Origin of the sequence: Bradyrhizobium sp. U531, from assembly GCF_051710265.1 — a bacterium.
Lineage (GTDB): Bacteria > Pseudomonadota > Alphaproteobacteria > Rhizobiales > Xanthobacteraceae > Bradyrhizobium.
On record NZ_JASVEN010000011.1, the window covers coordinates 1 to 19720 of the forward strand.

Below are 19720 nucleotides of genomic sequence, written 5' to 3' on the forward strand. Positions count from 1 at the left end.
CCGGATGCTGCGCGGTAGTCTTTGCAGACTATCGCCGCGGGGGAAGCAGCCGGTCCATCCCATTAGCGGACCTTGGTCAGCCTGTCCGCGTTTCCGCTGCCATAACTCAGGAGGGCCGTCCGGATTGCTTAATGGGCATCTCAGCCGCCCACTCCGTCAGGCACTGCTCGGCATACCGCAGGCCTTTATTGACCCGCTCCAAGCGGTCTCGTCCGGCATCGCTTTCGGGGCCTAGCGCAAGGGCTTCAACGATGTGCTGCCCGGCTATCAGGACACCCTTGCTTACCTCGTCAAGAGCAAGGATGCAGCCACGTTGGCGAGCTTGGGCTTCTTCGGTCGCGGGCTTCGCTTTCTTTGCGATGGCTTGTTGAGCCGCTGTCCGAAGAGTTAATCGGCCATGCAGGCTGCACAACTGTCGCACGTGTTCTGGCGCGCTGTGCAGGTCTAAGCGGTTAAATAGCTCCAATATCTGGGCATTCCAGGAGACGAGTTCAGCAAGCGCCCTCGCCACGGCGCGGGCACCGGTCTCGGTTAGCGCGTACGCGCTTGTTACGCCCGGTATGAACAGCGCGTCCGCAGTGATCCGCTGTGTCCAACCTGCATGCTCCATCTGCGACCACATCGCATCGTTGGCGCTGCCCACTGACGTTATCATCGTGCTTCCAGGACAGGCCGCAGCTCCTTCATTGACGGACAGATCCTCGGCCGAAAGGGTCGCCAGCCAGAGGCGAAGCTGAAGGCCGTCAAATGCTGCGGAGCTGGGAGGGTTGCTCAAGTCAGTCCTATTGGTTGCCTATACGGGGTAGCGCCATTTCAACGCGCGGCGCAGGAAAAGCAGAGCTACGATGATCGCAATGGTGGCGAACCAGAGGAAAGCTGGAATGGACGATTGATTGTGGATGTGGGCGATGTACAGCACTAGGACTAACAGGATTGCAACCAGCGCGTTCGACACCCAGTACAACGGTGAGCGCTCAATTCCAGTCACTGCGCGTTCAGCAGCTCGTTCGCGTGCTTTTGTTATGCGCCACCAACAAAAGCCAAAGAATGCAAAAGCAATAAGCCAGTTCATTCCAGCACAATCAATTGGATTTGCGTTGTTCGTCTTCAAACGGCGGACGACTGAGATGCCTCGTGAGACGCCCTTCATTACCCCACCCGTAACGCTTAGCGAACGGAGCGTACACAAGGCAGGCCAGGCCCAACGTTATCAGTACCACAATGAGGTTGAGGCCGAGGAACACGTAGATGCTGGACGTGCCCCCGACGATCAGGACGAGCATAAGGGTGGAACGAATGCTGATAGGCGACATGCCCGCTAAGGTAGCACGAGGGCGCTCGTGGTTCGCAGCTCTCTAACGATTAGGGTTCGCAAACCGTTAAGTCCGCTCATGGCCCATTGCGGAAGTTAGTTGCTTCGCCCTCCGCCCTTCCGTGCAAAGAGTATCAGTAGAGGATATGCCAGCGCGAGAATGAAGATTGCGTCGAATAAGTAGACGGTTATGCCGCGCCCGAACGATGCTGAAGCGCCGAACGTAAACTCTCGCGCGTTAGAGAACATTACCGGCAGGTTGAGAACGGTCGACATGAAGTCACCGAGCCAGCCACCTGCGCAAGCGAAGCGTTGCCGTCCCTCGGACCAGCCGCAACCGATGGATTTTAGTATAGGGTAAGCGACAAGCTCCAGAGGGACTATAACGACCGCCACCCCTACGATGCATAAGCAGAGCAGGCTCACAACTCGAAAAACCTTGAGTATTATCAACCCCGCCATTCGCCAAGAGTACCAATGTTGATAGCCAGTTGCGACGGTCATCAATCCGTTCATCGAACGGCGTCGGGTGCTGGTAAACGGACCCTTGACGGCGGATGAGCTTCTGCTTGTGGCCCTTCTCGGACCTCCCGCGGTGTCCGCTTTTGTGCTGCTGTTGGTGGATAAGCGGACGTCATGCGTGATGGCGCTGTACTTCAGGATTTTATGATGGGGTGGACGCCCCGCCGACGGCATCGATGTGCCAAAGTGGAGGTGTTGAGCACCACTTAAGGGAGGCGTCCGTGTCGGAGGTTAGCATAATCGGTCTGGATATCGCCAAGCATGTTTTCCACGCTCACGGAGCAGACGGGAAAGGGCGAACTGTATTCAGCAAACGAATCACTCGGGGAAAATTGCTGGATTTCTTTGCAGCCCAGCCGAGTTGTACCGTCGCGTTGGAGGCATGTGGCGGTGCTCATCACTGGGCGCGCCAGCTCACCCAGTTTGGCCACCAAGTACGGCTGATCCCACCGGCCTACGTAAAACCGTTTGTGAAGCGACAGAAGAACGACGCGATCGATGCCGAGGCGATTTGCGAAGCCGCTCAGCGACCGAGCATGCGGTTTGTGGCCGTAAAGAGCGAAGAGCAACAAGCGGCGGGCTTGGTATTTCGAACCCGCGATCTGTTGGTGCGACAGCGAACTCAGCTCATCAACGCTATACGGGGACATCTCACGGAATATGGCTGGGTCGCACCCAAGGGGCCGTCGCATGTAACGATGCTTGCCGATCTGATCGAGGAAGATGAGATGGTCAACTCGCTTCCCAAAGCGGCCCACGCGATGTTCCGAGTGATGTTAGACCTGCTCGACAGTTTGAACGGCAAAATCGCGGATCTCGACAAGGAGATCGCAAGGCGCGCTCGGGAGGATGAAGTATCGCGCCGGCTCATGACCATTCCCGGTATCGGCCCAATCTCAGCCACTGCGATCGCAGCCTTAGCTCCGCCAGCTGAAACCTTTGCCAAGGGTCGTGACTTTGCCGCCTGGCTAGGTCTCACGCCTCTTCAAAGATCGACGGGCGGCAAGCAGAAGCTCGGTGCAACATCCAAGATGGGCGAACGCACGCTGAGACGTCTACTCATCATCGGCAGTAGCGCCGTTGTAAAGCAGGCGAGCAAACGTGGCGCCCCTAAAGGCTCCTGGCTCGAACAGATGCTGGCTCGCAAGCCGCGTATGCTGGTAACAGTCGCACTCGCCAACAAGATGGCGCGGATCGTATGGGCGCTGCTGCTGAAGCAGGAGAACTACAAGGCTCCGGTCGCCGCCAAGGCATAACCTTAGCGGACCTGAGGTCGTCAGAGATGTAGTCGGTCGAAGGAGGGTATGGCACACAGTCGGCGAGACGAGGCCGGAAGAACCAGGCGTACTCATCGTGCCTAGAGCACGCTTTTATGATTTGGTTCCGGTCTGCGAACTCCCATACGGGCCCGCAGCTTCATCGCTGCACCATCAGAGGCCGGACAGATGGCAGCATCCGACTACGTGCCGATCTTCCTCAAAAATCGCTTGCATCTCGCGGGGCGTCCACAGATGAGTACGCGACCTAGCTAAGATCATTGAGCCCATTGCCCTATCCCTTGCTCAAGGGCATCTTCGAAGCACCGGGGCAAACTCGCAAGAGCCGCCCCGGTCCTGTCTGGTGCTCGAAACAGTGCCGGCTCCTGGACGCGGTGGCGCGATTGCATGGATGACTCCGCTCGTCAAGAGAAGTAACAACCATGTAATCGTGGAGGACTGCATCCAGCGCTGCTTTGGACTTCAACAACAATCCCGTGCCGGTTGGTCACCGAGGATCCGCTACGAATTCGTGAGAAACGCCATTGTCAAACGGGGATCACCCTACCGACTCAAACGTAACCCCGGGGCTCCTAATTGTTCTGTTCTCAGTTGCGCTGCAAGTGGGCGAGACCAGCTAGGCTCAGGAGTCGCTAATTGAGATTGAAGGCGACGGCAGCCACGATGCATATAGCTGGAAAGAAGGTGTGAGCGCAGCGGGTCATATCGGGTCGCGATCCGGCGCCAGTCCTTGAGCTTGGCAAACAACTTCTCGATCTTGTGCCGTTGCCGATACAGGGCCTTGTGATAGGCGATGGGAATTTTCCGGCTCCTGGTCGGAGGAATGCAGGATGTGATTTCCTTGTCGGCGTACCCTCCCGGAACCGGTTGCTGTCGTAACCTCTGTCGGCAATCAGCGTCGAGCCAACAGGCAATGCATCTAGGATGAGCCGAGCACCCTTAGGGTCGCTCATCTGGCCCTCGGACAGCAGCAGGGTGATGGTTCGACCCGCCTCAGCGCAGACCGCATGGAGCCTGGAGTTCAACCCGTCCTTTCGGCGAGGTAAATCCCCCTTTGAGCAGGCTGGCAGCAGCGCGGTGAGCCTCGGGCTGGGTGCTGTCAATCATGAGCCGGTCCAGCGGACCGGCGTCAGCGGCCAAGCTCGCGAAGACGCGTTCGAAAATGCCCATCCGCGACCAACGGACCAACCTGTTATACAAAGTCTTGTGAGCACGATAGAGCTCCGGAGCATCACGCCATCGCAAGCCGTTCCGGATCACATGAATGATCCCACTAGTCACACGCCGGTCGTCTACACGCGGGACGCCACGCGAGCGGGGGAAATAGGGGTTGAGGCGCGTGAGCTGAGCTTCCGGGAGCCAGAATTTATCAGACATCGGCAGGTACTCCTGCCGCACATGAATCACGGCGAAGGAAGAAGATGGAACCTTAGCGAGCCAAGAATGGCTGTATGGCCAAAGCAACAACCACGCAATGTCGCAGGCTTGACACTGCCTGAGGTCTGGCCAAGATATCAGCATGGTCGAGAAGGACATCCATATTGTTGCTCGGTTGGCCGGCACCCCCAAGGCGGGGTGCCGGGATGTCGACTACGCAAACTGAACACGCGGATCGTCAACCCTGGCCTCGCCCCTCACGGACGAGGTTTTTCGGCTTTGAAACGTGCCTCGTCCTCCATTTCCTATGGAGTCAAACATGGCACAGAATATCTACGACAATCCCGGTTTCTTCGCTGGCTACAGTCGGCTGCCGCGACAGGTGCGTGGGCTGGACGGCGCACCCGAATGGCCGGCCATCCAGGCCCTGTTGCCCGCGCTGACCGGCAAGCGCGTGGCCGATCTAGGTTGCGGGTTTGGCTGGACCTCGCGCTGGATGCAGGCACAAGGCGCGGTCTCGGTGCTTGGCCTCGATCTGTCGCAGAGGATGATCGCCCGCGCCAAGGCCGATACCGCAGAGCCCGCCATTGAATATCGGATCGCGGACCTCGAGACGCTGGAACTGCCTGCAGCCGCTTTCGATCTCGTTTATAGCGCGCTGACGTTCCACTATGTCGAGGATTTCCGGGGCCTCACGCGCATGATTCACAAGGCGCTGGTTCCCGGCGGAGATCTGGTCTTTACCGCCGAGCATCCGATCTTCATGGCTGCGGCGCATCCGCATTGGATCACCGATGAAGACGGCCGCAAGACCTGGCCGCTTAACGGCTATTCACTTGAGGGCGAACGCCGCACGGATTGGTTCGCTAAAGGCGTGTTGAAGTATCACCGGACCCTCAGCACGACGCTCAACACGCTGATTGATGCGGGCTTCGAGTTGCGCAGGGTCGAGGAATTCGCCCCAACGCGCGAGCAGATCGAACAGTTGCCTGAACTGGCCGAGGAGCTCGAGCGACCGATGATGCTTCTAGTCTCCGCCCGAAAGAGAGAAACGCGTTAGGCGTCAAGCCGCCCGTGCAATATGACACGGGCGGGTCGCGATTGGCTGTCACTTCAAGATCTACCACCGATATAAGGAGCGGCCCTCGAACGCTTTTTTGATCAGTTATGGGTCCTGATTGAAAACGTCGAGACTAGCGCCCGCCGAGTTCAGGCAGGTCAGGCAGATAGTTTGCCCCTTGCGAGCCAAGAAAATCGAACATAGCCTGCGCCGGCGGCAGCAGGACCTTGTCACTGCGGCGGATCACGTACCATTGCCGCACGATCGGCAATCCGGCAACATCAAGCACGACGAGGCGGCCTTCGCCGAGTTCGTGCGCCACGGTGTGCGCGGAAATGAAGGCGATGCCGAGGCCGGCGATGACGGCCTGCTTGATCGTCTCGTTGCTGCTCATCTCCATGCCGATCATCGGCTCGAGATCGGACTTCTGAAACATGCCCTCCATCAGCGTGCGCGTGCCGGAGCCAGGCTCACGAGTGAGGAAGGTCTCGTGCACGAGATCGGTCAGGCTGAGGCCGCCGTCCTTCGCCAGCCAGTGTCCCTTGCGCGCGACGATGATGTGCGGATTGCGGCCGAGCTGGCGGACGTCGACGCTCACATCCGCCGGTGGCCGACCCATCACGGCGAAGTCGAGATCGTAGCCGTGCATGGCTGCGCGGATCTCATCGCGATTGCCGATCGTGAGCTTGATCTCGATCTTGGGATAGCGCTGGGAGAACGCCGCAATGGCGTGCGGCACGAAATATTTCGCGGTCGAGACCGCGCCGAGATGCACGGCGCCCCCTGTCCGCCCCGCAAGCAGGTCGAGCGCGCCCTGGCAGTCCGCAATGGCCGCTTCGATCCGCGCGGCAAGCGTCAGCACCTCACGACCGGCAGCCGTGAGCAGCATGCCGTCGCCAGTTCGCTGCACCAGCGTCAGACCGGCGAGATCCTGGAGTTGGCGCAGCTGCTGGGTGACGGCCGGCTGGGTCAGCCCAAGATGGCTCGAAGCGGCCGTGACGCTGCCCTTTGCCGACAATGCCGCGAGCGAGCGGAGCTGTCGGATCGTCAAATGCCGAAGTTGGGCTGCCGCGTGGCTCATAGAGTTATAAGAAATTCTTTGGTGCTCATCACGAATAGAAATTTTCCTTATTCATCCCGGACTGTCAATGTCCTCGCGCTGGCCCACCGCTCCAATCCCGATCCCGGGACAAAGGAGGCGCCGCCAGCAGGGGGGACGGACGCGAATGACCGGACAACTCACGCTGGAAGATTATCTCCGCCGGTATTCCGAGACCGCGCCTGATGCCCTCGCCGTGGCCGCCGCGGTTGATGCCATCGCCACCGGCGCGATCGAGATCGCGGATCTCACCGGGGGAGGCCATCTCCCCGATGCCTTGGGCCTGACCACCGGTCGGAACAGCGATGGCGATTTGCAGCGCGATCTCGACCTCCAGGCGGACGCCATTCTCCGACGCTGCCTCGCCATGCGGCCGGTTGCCGCGATCGCCTCTGAGGAGATGCGCGAGGCAGAGATTGGTGATCGCGGCGCCAGGATCTGTGTCGCAATGGATCCGCTCGACGGCTCCTCCAACATCGACATCAACATGACGGTCGGTACAATCTTTTCGATCCTGCCGGCGCCTGACGATCTCAGCATCGCTTTTCACCAGCGCGGCACCGCGCAGCTCGCGGCCGGCTTCGTTACCTACGGCCCGCAGACCTCGCTGGTGCTGACGCTGGGCGACGGCGTCGACATCTTCACCCTCGACCGCGGCTCAGGTCACTTCCGTCTCATGCGCCGTCGCGTACAGATTTCGGAAGCTTGCGAGGAGTTCGCGATCAATGCGTCAAACCGCCGGCACTGGGACACGCCGGTGCGCGCCTTCGTCGACGAATGCCTCGCCGGCACGGAAGGTCCCGCCAACCACAATTTCAACATGCGCTGGATCGGCTCTCTGGTCGCGGAAGCCTATCGCATCCTCACCCGCGGCGGCGTGTTCCTCTATCCGTCCGACGCGCGCCCTGGCTATGGCGACGGCCGCCTGCGCCTCGTCTATGAGGCGCATCCAATGGCCTTCATCATGGAGCAGGCAGGCGGCGCAGCCTCGACCGGGCGAGAGCGCATCCTGGACCTTGCTGCGCGCAGTCTCCACCAGCGCGTTCCGCTAATCATGGGTTCGAGCAACGAGGTGCGTCGCGTCGAGGAGCTGAATTGTGATCCGCTGCTGGTTGCCAGCGTCTCGGCGCCGCTGTTCGCGCGGCGCGGATTCTTCCGGCTCTGAGTGAGGCGACCCATGTCCAGGAAGCATCCGATCATCTCGATCACCGGCTCCTCCGGCGCCGGCACCACCTCGGTCAAGAAGACCTTCGAGCAGATATTCTTCCGCGAGAAGGTCAACGCCGCCTACATCGAAGGCGACGCCTTCCATCGCTATGACCGCGCCGAGATGCGGGCGCAGATGGCGAAGGAAGCCGATCGCGGCAACAAGCATTTCAGCCATTTCAGCCCCGAGACCAATCTGTTCGAGGAGCTGGAGCGTGCCTTCCGCGACTATGGCGAGACCGGCACGGCGACGACGCGGCATTACGTGCACGACGCCGAAGAGTCCGCGCTGCACGGCGCGGCGCCGGGCACCTTCACCGATTGGGAGAAGCTGCCGGAGAGCTCGGACCTGCTGTTCTACGAGGGGCTGCACGGCGCCGTGGTCACCGACAAGGTCAATGTCGCGCGCTATGCCGATCTCAAGATCGGCGTCGTGCCCGTCATCAATCTCGAATGGATCCAGAAGCTGCATCGGGATCGCAGCGCGCGCGGCTATTCGACCGAGGCGGTCACCGACACGATCCTGCGGCGCATGCCGGACTACATCCACTACATCTGTCCGCAATTCACCGACACGGACATCAATTTCCAGCGCGTGCCGACGGTGGATACCTCCAATCCGTTCATCGCGCGCTGGATCCCGACGCCCGACGAATCGATGGTCGTGATCCGCTTCAAGAATCCGCGCGGCATCGATTTCCCGTATCTGCTCTCGATGCTGCCGCACAGCTGGATGTCCCGCGCGAACTCCATCGTGTGTCCCGGCGCGAAGCTCGATCTGGCGATGCAGCTGATCCTGACGCCGCTGATCATGCAGCTCATCGAGCGCAAACGAGGCCTGAAATGAACAAGGAGAGAATCCGATGAATATCTCCGTCCACGCCGAAGCCGATCTCACGGCCGTCACCCACAACGATCTCGCCAATGCCGTCCGCTTCCTCGCGGTCGATGCCATCGAGACCTCGCAATCCGGCCATCCCGGCCTGCCCATGGGCATGGCCGACGTTGCGACCGTGCTGTTCTCGCGCTTCCTCAAGTTCGACTCCGCGCATCCGAACTGGCCGGACCGCGACCGCTTTGTGCTCTCGGCGGGCCATGGCTCGATGCTGCTCTATGCGCTTCTGCATCTCACCGGCGGCGATGTCAGCCTCGATGACATCAAGGCCTTCAGGCAATGGGGCTCGAAGACACCGGGCCATCCCGAATATGGCCACACGCCGGGCGTGGAAACCACCACGGGGCCGCTGGGGCAGGGGATCGCGACGGCAGTTGGCATGGCTCTGGCCGAGCGTATGGCCAATGCACGGCACGGCGACGGCCTCGTCGATCACTTCACCTACGTGATCGCGGGTGACGGCTGTCTGATGGAAGGCATCAGCCAGGAGGCGATCTCGCTCGCCGGCCATCTCGGGCTCGGCCGCCTGATCGTGCTGTTCGATGACAATGGCATCTCTATTGACGGGCTGACGTCGCTCGCAACTTCGGATGATCAACTCGCGCGCTTCGCCGCCTCCGGCTGGTCGGTGCGCCGTGTGGACGGCCATGATCCCGAGGCTGTTGCGCAGGCGATTGCGGAAGAGCGTGAGACGACAAAGCCGTCGCTGATCGCCTGCCGCACCATCATCGGCTACGGCGCACCGGATCGGCAGGGCACCGAGAAGGCGCATGGCGCGCCGCTGGGCACCGAGCAGGCTGCGGCAGCGCGGCGGACCCTTGGCTGGGACTATCAGCCATTCGTGGTGCCGATTTCCGTTGCCAAGGCGTGGCAGATGATCGGGCAGCGTGGGCAGGTGGAGCGCCTCGCCTGGCTCGATCGCTACGAAGGGGCGACACTCGATCAACGCGATCTGTTCGTCGAGGGCAAGGCCCTCGCCCTGCCGGCCGCCTATGTGCTGGCCGCGGCAAAATTGCGTGAACGGTTTGCCAGCGAACGTCCCAAGCTTGCGACGCGGCAGGCTTCGCAACAAGTGCTCGACGGCATCGCCGGCACGATACCCGGCCTGGTCGGCGGCTCCGCGGATCTAACGCATTCGAACCTGACGCATGCCAAGATTCAGGTCCCGGTCCGACGCGATGCTTTCGCCGGCGACTACATCCATTACGGCATTCGCGAGCACGGCATGGCGGCTGCGATGAACGGCCTCGCCTTGCATGGCGGCTTGATTCCCTATGGCGGCACCTTCCTCGCATTTTCCGACTACAGCCGCCCCGCGATTCGGCTCGCTGCGCTGATGCGGCTGCGCGTCATCCATGTGATGACGCACGACTCCATCGGCCTCGGCGAGGACGGCCCGACGCACCAGCCTGTCGAGCATCTGGCGGCGCTACGCGTCATTCCGAACCTGCTGGTGTTCCGGCCTGGCGACGCGGTGGAGACACTGGAGGCCTGGGACTGCGCGCTCAGCGCGGAGAACCGTCCGTCCATATTGTGCCTCTCGCGCCAAGCGCTGCCGACCTTCCGCAGCGATGCGCGGGGCAAGAACCGCGTCGCCCGCGGCGCCTATCTCGTGATCTCGCCGGATGGTGGCCGGGACGTGACGCTGATCGCCACTGGCTCGGAAGTCTCCCTCGCGTTGGAAGCGGCGCGCCTGCTTGCGACCGAACACGTCCGAGCCGCCGTGGTATCCGCACCATGCTTTGCCCTGTTCGAGGAACAGCCGAAGGACTACCGCGCCGCCGTGCTAGGCAAAGCGCCGCGGGTCGGCATCGAGGCGGCGGTGCAGGGCGACTGGACGCGCTGGATCGGTGCCGACGGTGAATTCGTCGGCATGCGCGGCTTCGGCGCCTCGGCGCCCGCGCCAGTGCTCTACCGCGAGTTCGGCATCACACCACAAAGCATTGCGGAGGCGGCCAGGCGTTCGGTCGAACGCGCAAAGGAAGGAAAGGCAGCATGAAGATCTTGCGGGTCGCAATCAACGGGTTCGGACGAATCGGTCGCAATGTGTTGCGTGCGATCGCAGAGTCCCGCCGAACCGACATCGAGGTCGTCGCAGTCAACGACCTGGGTCCGATCGAGACCATTGCGCATCTCTTGCGCTACGACTCGGTCCACGGCCGTTTCCCGGGCGAGGTCAAGGTCGACGGCGACAACATCAACATCGGCCGGGGTCCGATCAAGGTCACGGCGATCAGGGATCCGTCCCAGCTTCCGCATCGCGCCCTCGGCGTCGATATCGCGCTCGAATGCACCGGTCTCTTCACCTCGCGCGGCAAGGCCGCAGCGCATCTCAACGCTGGCGCCAAGCGGGTGCTGGTCTCGGCCCCTGCGAGCGAGGTCGATCTCACGGTCGTGTTCGGCGTCAACCATCTCAAGCTGACACCCGATCACATCGTGGTCTCGAACGCCTCGTGCTCGACCAATTGCTTGGCGCCGCTCGCGCAGGTGCTGGAGGAGGCCGTCGGCATCGACAAGGGGTTCATGACGACGATTCATTCCTATACGGGTGACCAGCCGACGCTTGATACGTTGCACAAGGACCTCTATCGCGCCCGTGCAGCCGCGCTGTCGATGATCCCGACCTCGACCGGAGCTGCCAAGGCTGTCGGGCTCGTGCTGCCGGATTTGCACGGCAAGCTCGATGGCGTGGCGATCCGCGTACCGACGCCGAATGTCTCGGCGGTCGACTTCAAATTCGTTGCGCAGCGCACGACGAGCGTCAAGGAGATCAACGAGGCCGTACGGGCTGCCGCGAACGGCCCCCTAAAAGGCGTGCTCGGCTTCACCGACGCACCGAATGTGTCGACGGACTTCAACCACGATCCGCGCTCAAGCATCGTCCATCTCGACCAGACCAGGGTCCTGGACGGCACGCTGGTTCGGGTGATGAGCTGGTACGACAACGAATGGGGCTTCTCCCATCGCATGGCCGATACGGCGGTGGCGATGGGCCGGCTGATCTGAGCGGTAGAAAACAACAAGCGACGGAGACACTCCTTTGGCACGCATCACTCTTAGGCAACTGCTCGATGACGCCGCGTCCCATGGCTACGCGGTGCCGGCGTTCAACATCAACAACATGGAGCAGGGGATCGCGATCATGCAGGCGGCGGCCGAGGTCGACGCGCCCGTCATCATCCAGGCCTCGCGCGGTGCGCGTAGCTATGCCGGCGATCTCATGCTCTCGCACATGATCGACGCGCTGGAGCGGACCTATCCGGACATCCCGCTCTGCATGCATCAGGACCACGGCAATGACGAGGCGACCTGCGCCTCTGCCATCGCCCATGGTTTCACTTCGGTGATGATGGACGGCTCGCTCAAGGCCGACGCCAAGACCGCGGCCGACTACGACTACAACGTCGCGATCACCCGCCGTGTCGTCGATCTCGCCCATTGGGTCGGCGCTTCCGTCGAAGGCGAACTCGGCGTGCTCGGCTCGCTCGAGCATGGCGGCGGCGAGCAGGAGGACGGTCACGGCGTCGAGGGCAAGGTCAGCCATGACCAATTGCTGACCGATCCGGACCAGGCCGTTGATTTCGTCCGTGCCACGAAGGTCGATGCGCTCGCCATCGCGATGGGCACCTCGCACGGCGCCTACAAGTTCAGCCGCAAGCCAGATGGCGACATCCTGGCGATGCGGGTGGTCGAGGAGATCCACCGCCGGCTGCCGAACACGCATCTGGTCATGCACGGCTCGTCGTCGGTGCCGCAGCCGCTCCAGGACATGTTCAACCAGTTCGGCGGCGAGATGCCGCAGACCTGGGGCGTGCCGGTCGAGGAGATCGTCCGCGGCATCAAGAGCGGCGTCCGCAAGGTGAATATTGACACCGACTGCCGCCTCGCCATGACCGCGGTGTTCCGGAAAGTGGCCGCGCAAACGCGCTCCGAGTTCGATCCGCGCAAATTCCTCAAGCCCGCGATGGATGCGATGCGTGAGCTCTGCCGCGACCGTTTCGAGCAGTTCGGCACCGCGGGCCACGCCGCCAAAATCAAGGTTGTTCCCTTGAGCGAGATGGCGCGGCGCTACCGCGCAGGCGACCTCGACCCGCGCATCGGCGCCCGCGAGCCGGTCGCCGCTTAGTCATTCAGAAAAGAAGAACAGGAGAGAGACATGAACGTTCATACCGGCACGGTCCGCGGCAAGGAGCGTTATCGCTCGGGCGTCATGGAATACAAGCGCATGGGCTATTGGGAGCCCGAGTATACGCCGAAGGACACCGACGTGATCGCGCTGTTCCGCGTCACGCCGCAGGAGGGTGTCGATCCGATCGAGGCGTCGGCCGCGGTCGCCGGCGAATCCTCGACCGCGACCTGGACGGTGGTATGGACCGATCGGCTGACCGCGGCGGAAAAATATCGCGCGAAATGCTACCGCGTCGATCCGGTGCCGGGCACGCCGGGCTCGTACTTCGCCTACATCGCCTATGATCTCGACCTGTTCGAGCCGGGCTCGATCGCCAACCTGTCGGCCTCGATCATCGGCAATGTGTTCGGCTTCAAGCCGCTCAAGGCGTTGCGTCTGGAGGATATGCGTTTCCCGGTCGCTTATGTGAAGACGTTCCAGGGCCCCGCGACCGGCATCGTGGTCGAGCGCGAGCGGCTGGACAAGTTCGGCCGGCCGCTGCTGGGCGCGACCGTGAAGCCAAAGCTCGGGCTCTCCGGGCGCAACTACGGCCGCGTCGTCTACGAGGCGCTGAAGGGCGGGCTCGACTTCACCAAGGACGACGAGAACATCAACTCGCAGCCCTTCATGCACTGGCGCGACCGTTTCCTCTACTGCATGGAGGCGGTGAACCGCGCGCAGGCGGCTTCGGGTGAGGTGAAGGGCACCTATCTCAACATCACCGCGGGGACGATGGAGGACATGTACGAGCGCGCGGAGTTCGCGAAAGAGCTCGGCTCGTGCGTCGTCATGATCGATCTCGTGATCGGCTACACCGCGATCCAGTCCATGGCGAAGTGGGCGCGCCGCAACGACATGATCCTGCATCTGCATCGGGCCGGTCACTCGACCTATACCCGGCAGAAGAGCCACGGCGTCTCATTCCGCGTCATCGCCAAATGGATGCGGCTTGCCGGCGTTGACCACATCCATGCCGGTACGGTGGTCGGCAAACTCGAAGGCGATCCCAACACCACGCGCGGCTATTACGATGTCTGCCGCGAGGACTTCAATCCGACCAGGCTCGAGCACGGCATTTTCTTCGACCAGTCCTGGGCGAGCCTGAACAAGATGATGCCGGTCGCCTCCGGCGGCATCCATGCCGGCCAGATGCACCAGCTACTCGATCTGCTCGGCGAGGACGTCGTGCTGCAGTTCGGCGGCGGCACCATCGGCCATCCCATGGGCATTGCCGCCGGCGCGATCGCCAATCGCGTGGCACTGGAGGCGATGATCCTCGCCCGCAACGAGGGCCGCGACTACGTCCACGAGGGTCCGGAGATCCTGGCTCGGGCGGCCGAGACCTGCACGCCGCTGAAGGCGGCGCTCGAGGTCTGGAAGGACGTGACCTTCAACTATCAATCCACCGACACGCCGGACTTCGTGCCGACCGCGCTCGAAACCGTCTAAGGAGATTTGACATGAAGCTGACCCAGGGCTGCTTCTCGTTCCTGCCCGATCTGACCGACGACCAGATCTACAAGCAGGTCCAATATTGTCTGGCCAAGGGCTGGGCCGTGAATATCGAGTTCACCGACGATCCGCATCCCCGCAACACCTATTGGGAGATGTGGGGCCTGCCGATGTTCGACCTCCAGGGCGCGGCCGGCGTGATGATGGAACTCGCCGAATGTCGTAGGGTCTACGGCGACCGCTACATCCGCATCAGCGGCTTTGATTCCAGCCCCGGCTGGGAGTCGGTGCGAATCACCTTCCTGGTCAACCGTCCCAAGCAGGAGGCTGAATTCCAGCTGGTGCGGCAGGAGGTCGGGGGGCGCGCGATCCGCTACACCACCGTGCGAAAGCCGGCCGCGCAGGCTTCTCAATAGCATTCTCCCTCCGCGCGGAGCTCTCCCTGCTCCGTTTCCTTGGCGGACCACTGCTTCGCCGCATTCCTCCGCGGCGAAGCTCTTTTCTTCGAGGCTAGCCATGCTGGATGTCCCCCACGCAACGACCACTGAGCCCAACGAAACCCATTTCGATCTTCGCAAGGAAGCCGAGGCGGCCGGGATCACCGACACGCTGCAACAGCTCGAGCAAGAGCTGATCGGCCTCAAGCCGGTCAAGAACCGCGTGCGCCAGATCGCTTCACTTCTGCTGATCGAACGCATCCGGCAGCGGGCCGGCCTGGCATCGTCGCCGCCGACGCTGCACATGTCGTTCACTGGCAATCCCGGCACCGGCAAGACCACCGTGGCGCTGCGCATGGCAACGATTCTGCACGGCCTCGGCTTCGTGCGGCGCGGGCAGGTGATCTCGGTGACGCGCGACGATCTCGTCGGCCAGTATATCGGGCACACCGCGCCAAAGACCAAGGAGATCCTGAAGAAGGCGATGGGCGGCGTGCTGTTCATCGACGAGGCCTATTACCTGCACCGGCCCGACAACGAGCGCGACTACGGCCAGGAGGCGATCGAGATCCTGCTCCAGGTGATGGAGAACCAGCGCGAGGACCTCGTCGTGATCCTCGCCGGCTACGGCGAGCGCATGACGAATTTCTTCGCCTCCAACCCCGGCTTTCGCTCCCGCATCGCCCATCACATCGAATTTCCGGATTATGCGGAAGCCGAGCTGCTGGCTATTGCCGAGCTGATGCTGAGAGAGCGCGGCTATCGGCTCTCGGCGGCCGCACGCGACGCCTTTGAGAAGTACATCGCGCTGCGCCGGACCCAGCCGTTCTTCTCCAATGCGCGCTCGATCCGCAACGCCGTCGATCGTATTCGCCTGCGGCAGGCCGATCGGCTGGTGTCGGATCTCGATCGCATGCTCGATGTCGCCGATCTCGAAACCATCGATCCCGCAGACGTGCTCGCAAGCCGCGTCTTCACTGGCGGCGCCGATGTGCGGAGCGCAAAGCCATGACCAGAGAGATCATTATCGCTCCTTCGATCCTGGCGGCGGATTTCGCGCGCCTTGGCGACGAGGTCGCCGCGATTGACAGAGCCGGTGCAGACTGGATCCACTGCGACGTTATGGATGGCCATTTCGTGCCGAACATCAGCTTTGGTGCTGATGTGATCAAGGCGATCCGACTGGTGACGAAGAAGATCTTCGACGTTCATCTCATGATCGCGCCGACCGATCCTTATCTGGAGGCCTTCGCGGAGGCGGGCGCGGACGTCATCACCGTTCATGCCGAGGCGGGCCCGCATCTCGATCGTTCGCTGCAGGCGATCCGCGCACTCGGCAGGAAGGCCGGCGTCAGCCTGTGCCCTGCAACGCCCGAGAGCGTGATCGAATACGTGCTCGATCGCCTTGACCTGGTGCTGGTGATGACGGTCAATCCCGGCTTCGGTGGCCAGGCGTTTTTGACGTCACAGATTCCTAAGATTAGACGCGTTCGCGCCATGATCGGCGATCGCCCAATCCGCCTTCAGGTGGATGGTGGCATCACGCGGCAGAATGCTGCCGCCGTCGTGGAGGCTGGGGCCGACACGCTGGTGGCGGGTTCAGCCGTTTTTGGCGGCAACACCGCCGCCGAGTACGCCAACAACATCGCGGGCCTCCGATTGGCAACTAAGACCGGTCGGCTCCCGAGTTAAAGCAATCGTTATATGCGGTGCGACGAACGTGCTCATGGCATTTGCATCCGATAAGAACCACTGTGGTGCGCTTTGCATGCATGCAAAACGTCACGAGGACGAGCGAAGAAACCCAATCACTTCCCGCGCCAAGCTCGCCGCTAATACGGATCTCTCCCCGAACTGGCTCCCGCCGTTCATGCGTACCCGGCGGATCAAGGCTGGAGAGACGATCTTTGAGAAGAGCGACCACGGCGATGCCGCTATATCTCATCGGATCAGGGAACGTCGCGCTTCCTGAAATACGCAACGTCTTGTATTCAAGGGATTCGGCAGATTGGGCTGTTTGCCGTGGATCGACGCCGCATGCAAATCTGCTCGCGTCGCCAGCGATTTGTAGCTTTTCTGGATCAGGGCCGAAGCCTTAAGGATTTGCGAGCGAAACCATGGCCTGTCGCGATACTTTCTTCGTCTTGTAACCACTCGGCTCAGCTCGAATGCTTCAGAAGAGGCGAGCAGAGCGCCTGCAAGTCTTGTCCCCGCGGAACGGTGCAGACGCTAGATGAACCGCAGGTTCTGCCGCTGATGCAGGTGGTGGAAGGATTGCCCGGGGCTTCTCCGATCTCTATGCTCTATGATGAGCGATCTTATAATCCCCCGGCACACATTTATAGCGCTGAATGCGCCAAGCATCTGAACGGTAGATTGGATGCGCTTCTTTCCAATGGGCCAGCCCTGCCTGGCCGTTCATAATACAGCTCTGGAAAGTAAGCGTGCTGTCGAGCGCGGAGCTAGACACGATCTCATCAATGCAATCGGCGGATGTGAGCTGGCAAAGCACCGCAATTATCGTCACGAACATACTGTCCTCAAAATCAATATGTGAAAAAACCGAAATAGCGCACTGCAACTACCACAAGAGCTGCTCTGGCGCTAGCCGATAAGTAGCTGTTGCCCCCAACTGGGCAAACTGGGTTATCGAGCGACTGTTCAAAAGAGCTCTAGTTAGACCTTGCTCGTGCGCAAATAGCAGGGCGCCACGAGCCCCGACATGAGTTGGCAACCATCTGCGCACGCAGCCGGCACCAGTCGTTCCTCAATCCGGCTCGCGCGCTCCACGCAATAGGATCAGCTGCTGGCCATAATCAAGTCACCATCAGCTAGCGCACCGCTACGCCGACAAAACAAAAGCATTAGGAGCATCAACATGGCGCCACGCGGTTTACGTTAACCGCAGCCAAGGTTTGCGAACGAGCGACCGCTAGGCTATCCTGTGACTGTCAGCTATCGCTACTGCAGCTGGGGCAGGGCAATTTCAAGTGGCTGGCGCCGGGGCCGCTGGTCATAATCCTCGGCAAACTAGCGGCCCCACTCGTCGCTCTCTGCTTTAAAGTGGCAGTGCTCCGTATTTCTCCGCTCACGGCGCGCCGATCGCATTTCCCGAGAAGCAGAGCTGGTGCCGACCGGCTTGCCCCGGTTGGCAATTCATGGCCGAGAGCCGCGTCGTGTCTCGGAAGCGCACTTCCGTCAACAGAACTCGATGTGCCCTGCGAGGGGTTGGCACTGCATCGGCCGAAATTTGCAGCAGCCTATCCCTTATCGACGGCTGTCACGCGCAACTTATTGCCATCAATCGTGAAGACGCAATTTGTCGGCTGCGGCCGATCCATCTTCATGCGGTCGACGATGTTGCCAAGCAAAGCGACGTTCTTCTGATTATAGACTGTGCATTAGAGCCGGCCGTCCGTGCCAAAGGCCACCCCGTCGGGCCCCTTGAAGTCAGGATTGGAATCGGCTGCAGTGGATTGCCGAAAACAACGAGTTCGGGAATGGGCTTGCCGAGATACGCCGTATGGGTAAATTTCGCCGGTGAACGACGCATTGGCATAGGGGTGATCGTCGGGTCCGAAAGCAGTCCCATTGGTGAAACGGCTATTCCGATCGAGGACGCGAAGCACCCTTATGACCGCGGGTTCGATTTCCTAGACCCGTCCGTCTCAATCGAGTCCGTCGACGAAGGCCTGACCGCCGACGAAATCCTCGGCCGCCATGCCCGAGTGGGTCATGTAGAGCAGCTCGTTCAGGCCGAAGCAGGAATCATTCGGAAACAGAAAGCGATCGGCGCCTTCGCCCTGCACGCGCCAGACCTCATTTCCGCCTTCGTCAATACAAATTAGTGCCCGAGCCTGCTTCCGCAAGCCAGATCCGGCCGCGGCCGTCGATCGCAAGTCCGTCCGGACCGCCTCCCGTCGTCCGTATCACTCTGCGAGAGCCTCGCCGGTCAAGCCGCGTGATGCAAAGAGTCGACGCAGACATTTCCGTGAAATACATCGATCGTCCGGCAGACAAAGTGTTGGCTGCGACCGCAACCGCGACGGCCTTCGGCAACGCTTCGCTGCACGAATGGTGTCATGGACTACACGCTTCACCCGGTCCAACCGTTGACCTTCAGGGTCACCGTAGCGGGCACATTTTAGCATCAGTCAGGTCGCGAATCGCGAAACGTCCGTTCACCGGTGACGATGGCGGATAGCATGCTCTGACGCGACACAATATCCTCACGCAGCGCCGCATACACATGCAGGATGACGAAAGTCACGATAAACCATAGGCCGAGATGGTGCACTGTATGCACGTCTTGGCTGTTGGGGAAGATCCTGAACATCCAGCCGAATAGCGTGTACCAGAGGCTATCGCGTCCTTCGCCCTCAGCGTAGAGCGCGAAGCCGGTCAGCATCATTAGAACCATCGCAATCACGAACAGGAACATCGCAGTATTGGCCAAAGGGTTGTGGCCGATATATTTTTTCGGATAGCGCACCAGGAATAGGTACCAGCGCAGCTCGTAAAAAAGGCCCCAGCGCCAGATACGGTTGTAGATCGGGAGCGCGAACAACTGACGCGCGTACTCGTTGCCAACGAAAGCCCAGTAGACGCGATAAAGGAAAGCCCAAGCGAGCACCTGTCCCGACGCGAAGTGAACGAACCGGATATAGCCCATCGTGTACCAGTTGCTAGCTTCACCAGGCATGGAGGGCAGCGGCGAGGCGATTAGATAACCGGTAACGGCCAGAAGACAGATCGTCAGCGCATTTAACCAGTGCCAGATCCGCACCGGTGCCTCATAGACATAGATTGATTGGCGATCAGTGCCGACGGCACCGACCGCGTCCAGCGTCCCTGGAATCTCCGAGATTTCAGCCATCGCATGCTCCTGCATTGAGGGTGATCCGACGCAGCTAAC

17 protein-coding genes and 1 pseudogene are annotated in these 19720 nt (G+C 61.3%); 12 read left to right on the top strand and 6 right to left on the bottom strand.

Annotated features, from left to right (window positions below; translation table 11 throughout):
- Positions 1-106: 106 nt before the first annotated feature.
- Entirely contained in the window at positions 107-775 is a 669-nt protein-coding gene (locus QRQ56_RS33405; RefSeq protein WP_438745674.1) for a hypothetical protein, read from the bottom strand.
- 18 nt (positions 776-793) lie between these two features.
- The gene (locus tag QRQ56_RS33410) at positions 794-1150 is read right to left on the bottom strand and encodes a hypothetical protein (protein ID WP_438745675.1); all 357 of its coding nucleotides are present in this window, start codon (positions 1148-1150) and stop codon (positions 794-796) included.
- Between the two features lie 905 nt (positions 1151-2055).
- Here QRQ56_RS33410 and QRQ56_RS33415 point away from each other — a divergent pair.
- A complete protein-coding gene (locus tag QRQ56_RS33415) occupies positions 2056-3090 on the top strand; it encodes an IS110 family transposase (protein ID WP_298885053.1) in 1035 nt (344 codons plus the stop codon).
- A gap of 653 nt (positions 3091-3743) precedes the next feature.
- Here QRQ56_RS33415 and QRQ56_RS33420 read toward each other — a convergent pair.
- Positions 3744-4488: pseudogene (locus tag QRQ56_RS33420) on the bottom strand (IS5 family transposase).
- 319 nt (positions 4489-4807) lie between these two features.
- Between QRQ56_RS33420 and QRQ56_RS33425 the strand changes: the two are divergent.
- On the top strand, positions 4808-5548 hold the full coding sequence (locus tag QRQ56_RS33425) for a class I SAM-dependent methyltransferase (RefSeq protein ID WP_438745676.1): 741 nt from the start codon (positions 4808-4810) through the stop codon (positions 5546-5548).
- A gap of 133 nt (positions 5549-5681) precedes the next feature.
- On the opposite strand, the gene QRQ56_RS33430 is transcribed toward QRQ56_RS33425, so the two are convergent.
- Complete coding sequence (locus tag QRQ56_RS33430; protein WP_438745677.1) at positions 5682-6599, bottom strand: LysR family transcriptional regulator; 918 nt, start codon at positions 6597-6599, stop codon at positions 5682-5684.
- Positions 6600-6774: 175 nt separating this feature from the next.
- On the opposite strand from QRQ56_RS33430, the gene QRQ56_RS33435 reads away from it, so the two are divergent.
- From QRQ56_RS33435 to rpe, 9 genes are all read left to right on the top strand, one after another.
- Positions 6775-7812 (top strand): class 1 fructose-bisphosphatase, encoded by a 1038-nt coding sequence (locus QRQ56_RS33435; protein ID WP_438745678.1) that lies wholly within the window; start codon positions 6775-6777, stop codon positions 7810-7812.
- A gap of 12 nt (positions 7813-7824) precedes the next feature.
- Positions 7825-8700 (top strand): phosphoribulokinase, encoded by an 876-nt coding sequence (locus QRQ56_RS33440; protein ID WP_438745679.1) that lies wholly within the window; start codon positions 7825-7827, stop codon positions 8698-8700.
- Positions 8701-8716: 16 nt separating this feature from the next.
- A complete protein-coding gene (gene tkt / locus QRQ56_RS33445; RefSeq protein ID WP_438745680.1) occupies positions 8717-10747 on the top strand; it encodes a transketolase in 2031 nt (676 codons plus the stop codon).
- Positions 10744-11754, top strand: a complete 1011-nt coding sequence (gene gap, locus QRQ56_RS33450; RefSeq protein WP_438745681.1) for a type I glyceraldehyde-3-phosphate dehydrogenase — start codon at positions 10744-10746, stop codon at positions 11752-11754. The genes tkt and gap overlap by 4 nt, the downstream gene beginning before the upstream one ends.
- A 34-nt stretch (positions 11755-11788) precedes the next feature.
- Positions 11789-12874: a class II fructose-bisphosphate aldolase gene (gene fba / locus QRQ56_RS33455; protein WP_438745682.1), complete on the top strand. Its 1086-nt coding sequence runs from the start codon at positions 11789-11791 to the stop codon at positions 12872-12874.
- A 30-nt stretch (positions 12875-12904) separates the two neighbouring features.
- Complete coding sequence (locus QRQ56_RS33460; protein WP_438745683.1) at positions 12905-14365, top strand: form I ribulose bisphosphate carboxylase large subunit; 1461 nt, start codon at positions 12905-12907, stop codon at positions 14363-14365.
- Positions 14366-14376: 11 nt separating this feature from the next.
- Positions 14377-14784: a ribulose bisphosphate carboxylase small subunit gene (locus tag QRQ56_RS33465; RefSeq protein ID WP_438745684.1), complete on the top strand. Its 408-nt coding sequence runs from the start codon at positions 14377-14379 to the stop codon at positions 14782-14784.
- A gap of 100 nt (positions 14785-14884) precedes the next feature.
- A complete protein-coding gene (gene cbbX / locus QRQ56_RS33470; protein ID WP_438745685.1) occupies positions 14885-15817 on the top strand; it encodes a CbbX protein in 933 nt (310 codons plus the stop codon).
- Entirely contained in the window at positions 15814-16497 is a 684-nt protein-coding gene (gene rpe, locus QRQ56_RS33475; RefSeq protein WP_438745686.1) for a ribulose-phosphate 3-epimerase, read from the top strand. The genes cbbX and rpe overlap by 4 nt, the downstream gene beginning before the upstream one ends.
- Positions 16498-17101: 604 nt before the next feature.
- Here rpe and QRQ56_RS33480 read toward each other — a convergent pair.
- Positions 17102-17338 carry a hypothetical protein gene (locus tag QRQ56_RS33480; RefSeq protein ID WP_438745687.1) on the bottom strand — a complete coding sequence of 79 codons (237 nt, stop codon included), beginning with the start codon at positions 17336-17338 and terminating at the stop codon, positions 17102-17104.
- Positions 17339-17963: 625 nt separating this feature from the next.
- Here QRQ56_RS33480 and QRQ56_RS33485 point away from each other — a divergent pair.
- The gene (locus QRQ56_RS33485) at positions 17964-18653 is read left to right on the top strand and encodes a hypothetical protein (RefSeq protein WP_438745688.1); all 690 of its coding nucleotides are present in this window, start codon (positions 17964-17966) and stop codon (positions 18651-18653) included.
- A 302-nt stretch (positions 18654-18955) separates the two neighbouring features.
- On the opposite strand, the gene cybH is transcribed toward QRQ56_RS33485, so the two are convergent.
- Positions 18956-19681 (bottom strand): Ni/Fe-hydrogenase, b-type cytochrome subunit, encoded by a 726-nt coding sequence (gene cybH, locus QRQ56_RS33490; RefSeq protein ID WP_438745689.1) that lies wholly within the window; start codon positions 19679-19681, stop codon positions 18956-18958.
- Positions 19682-19720: the final 39 nt, after the last annotated feature.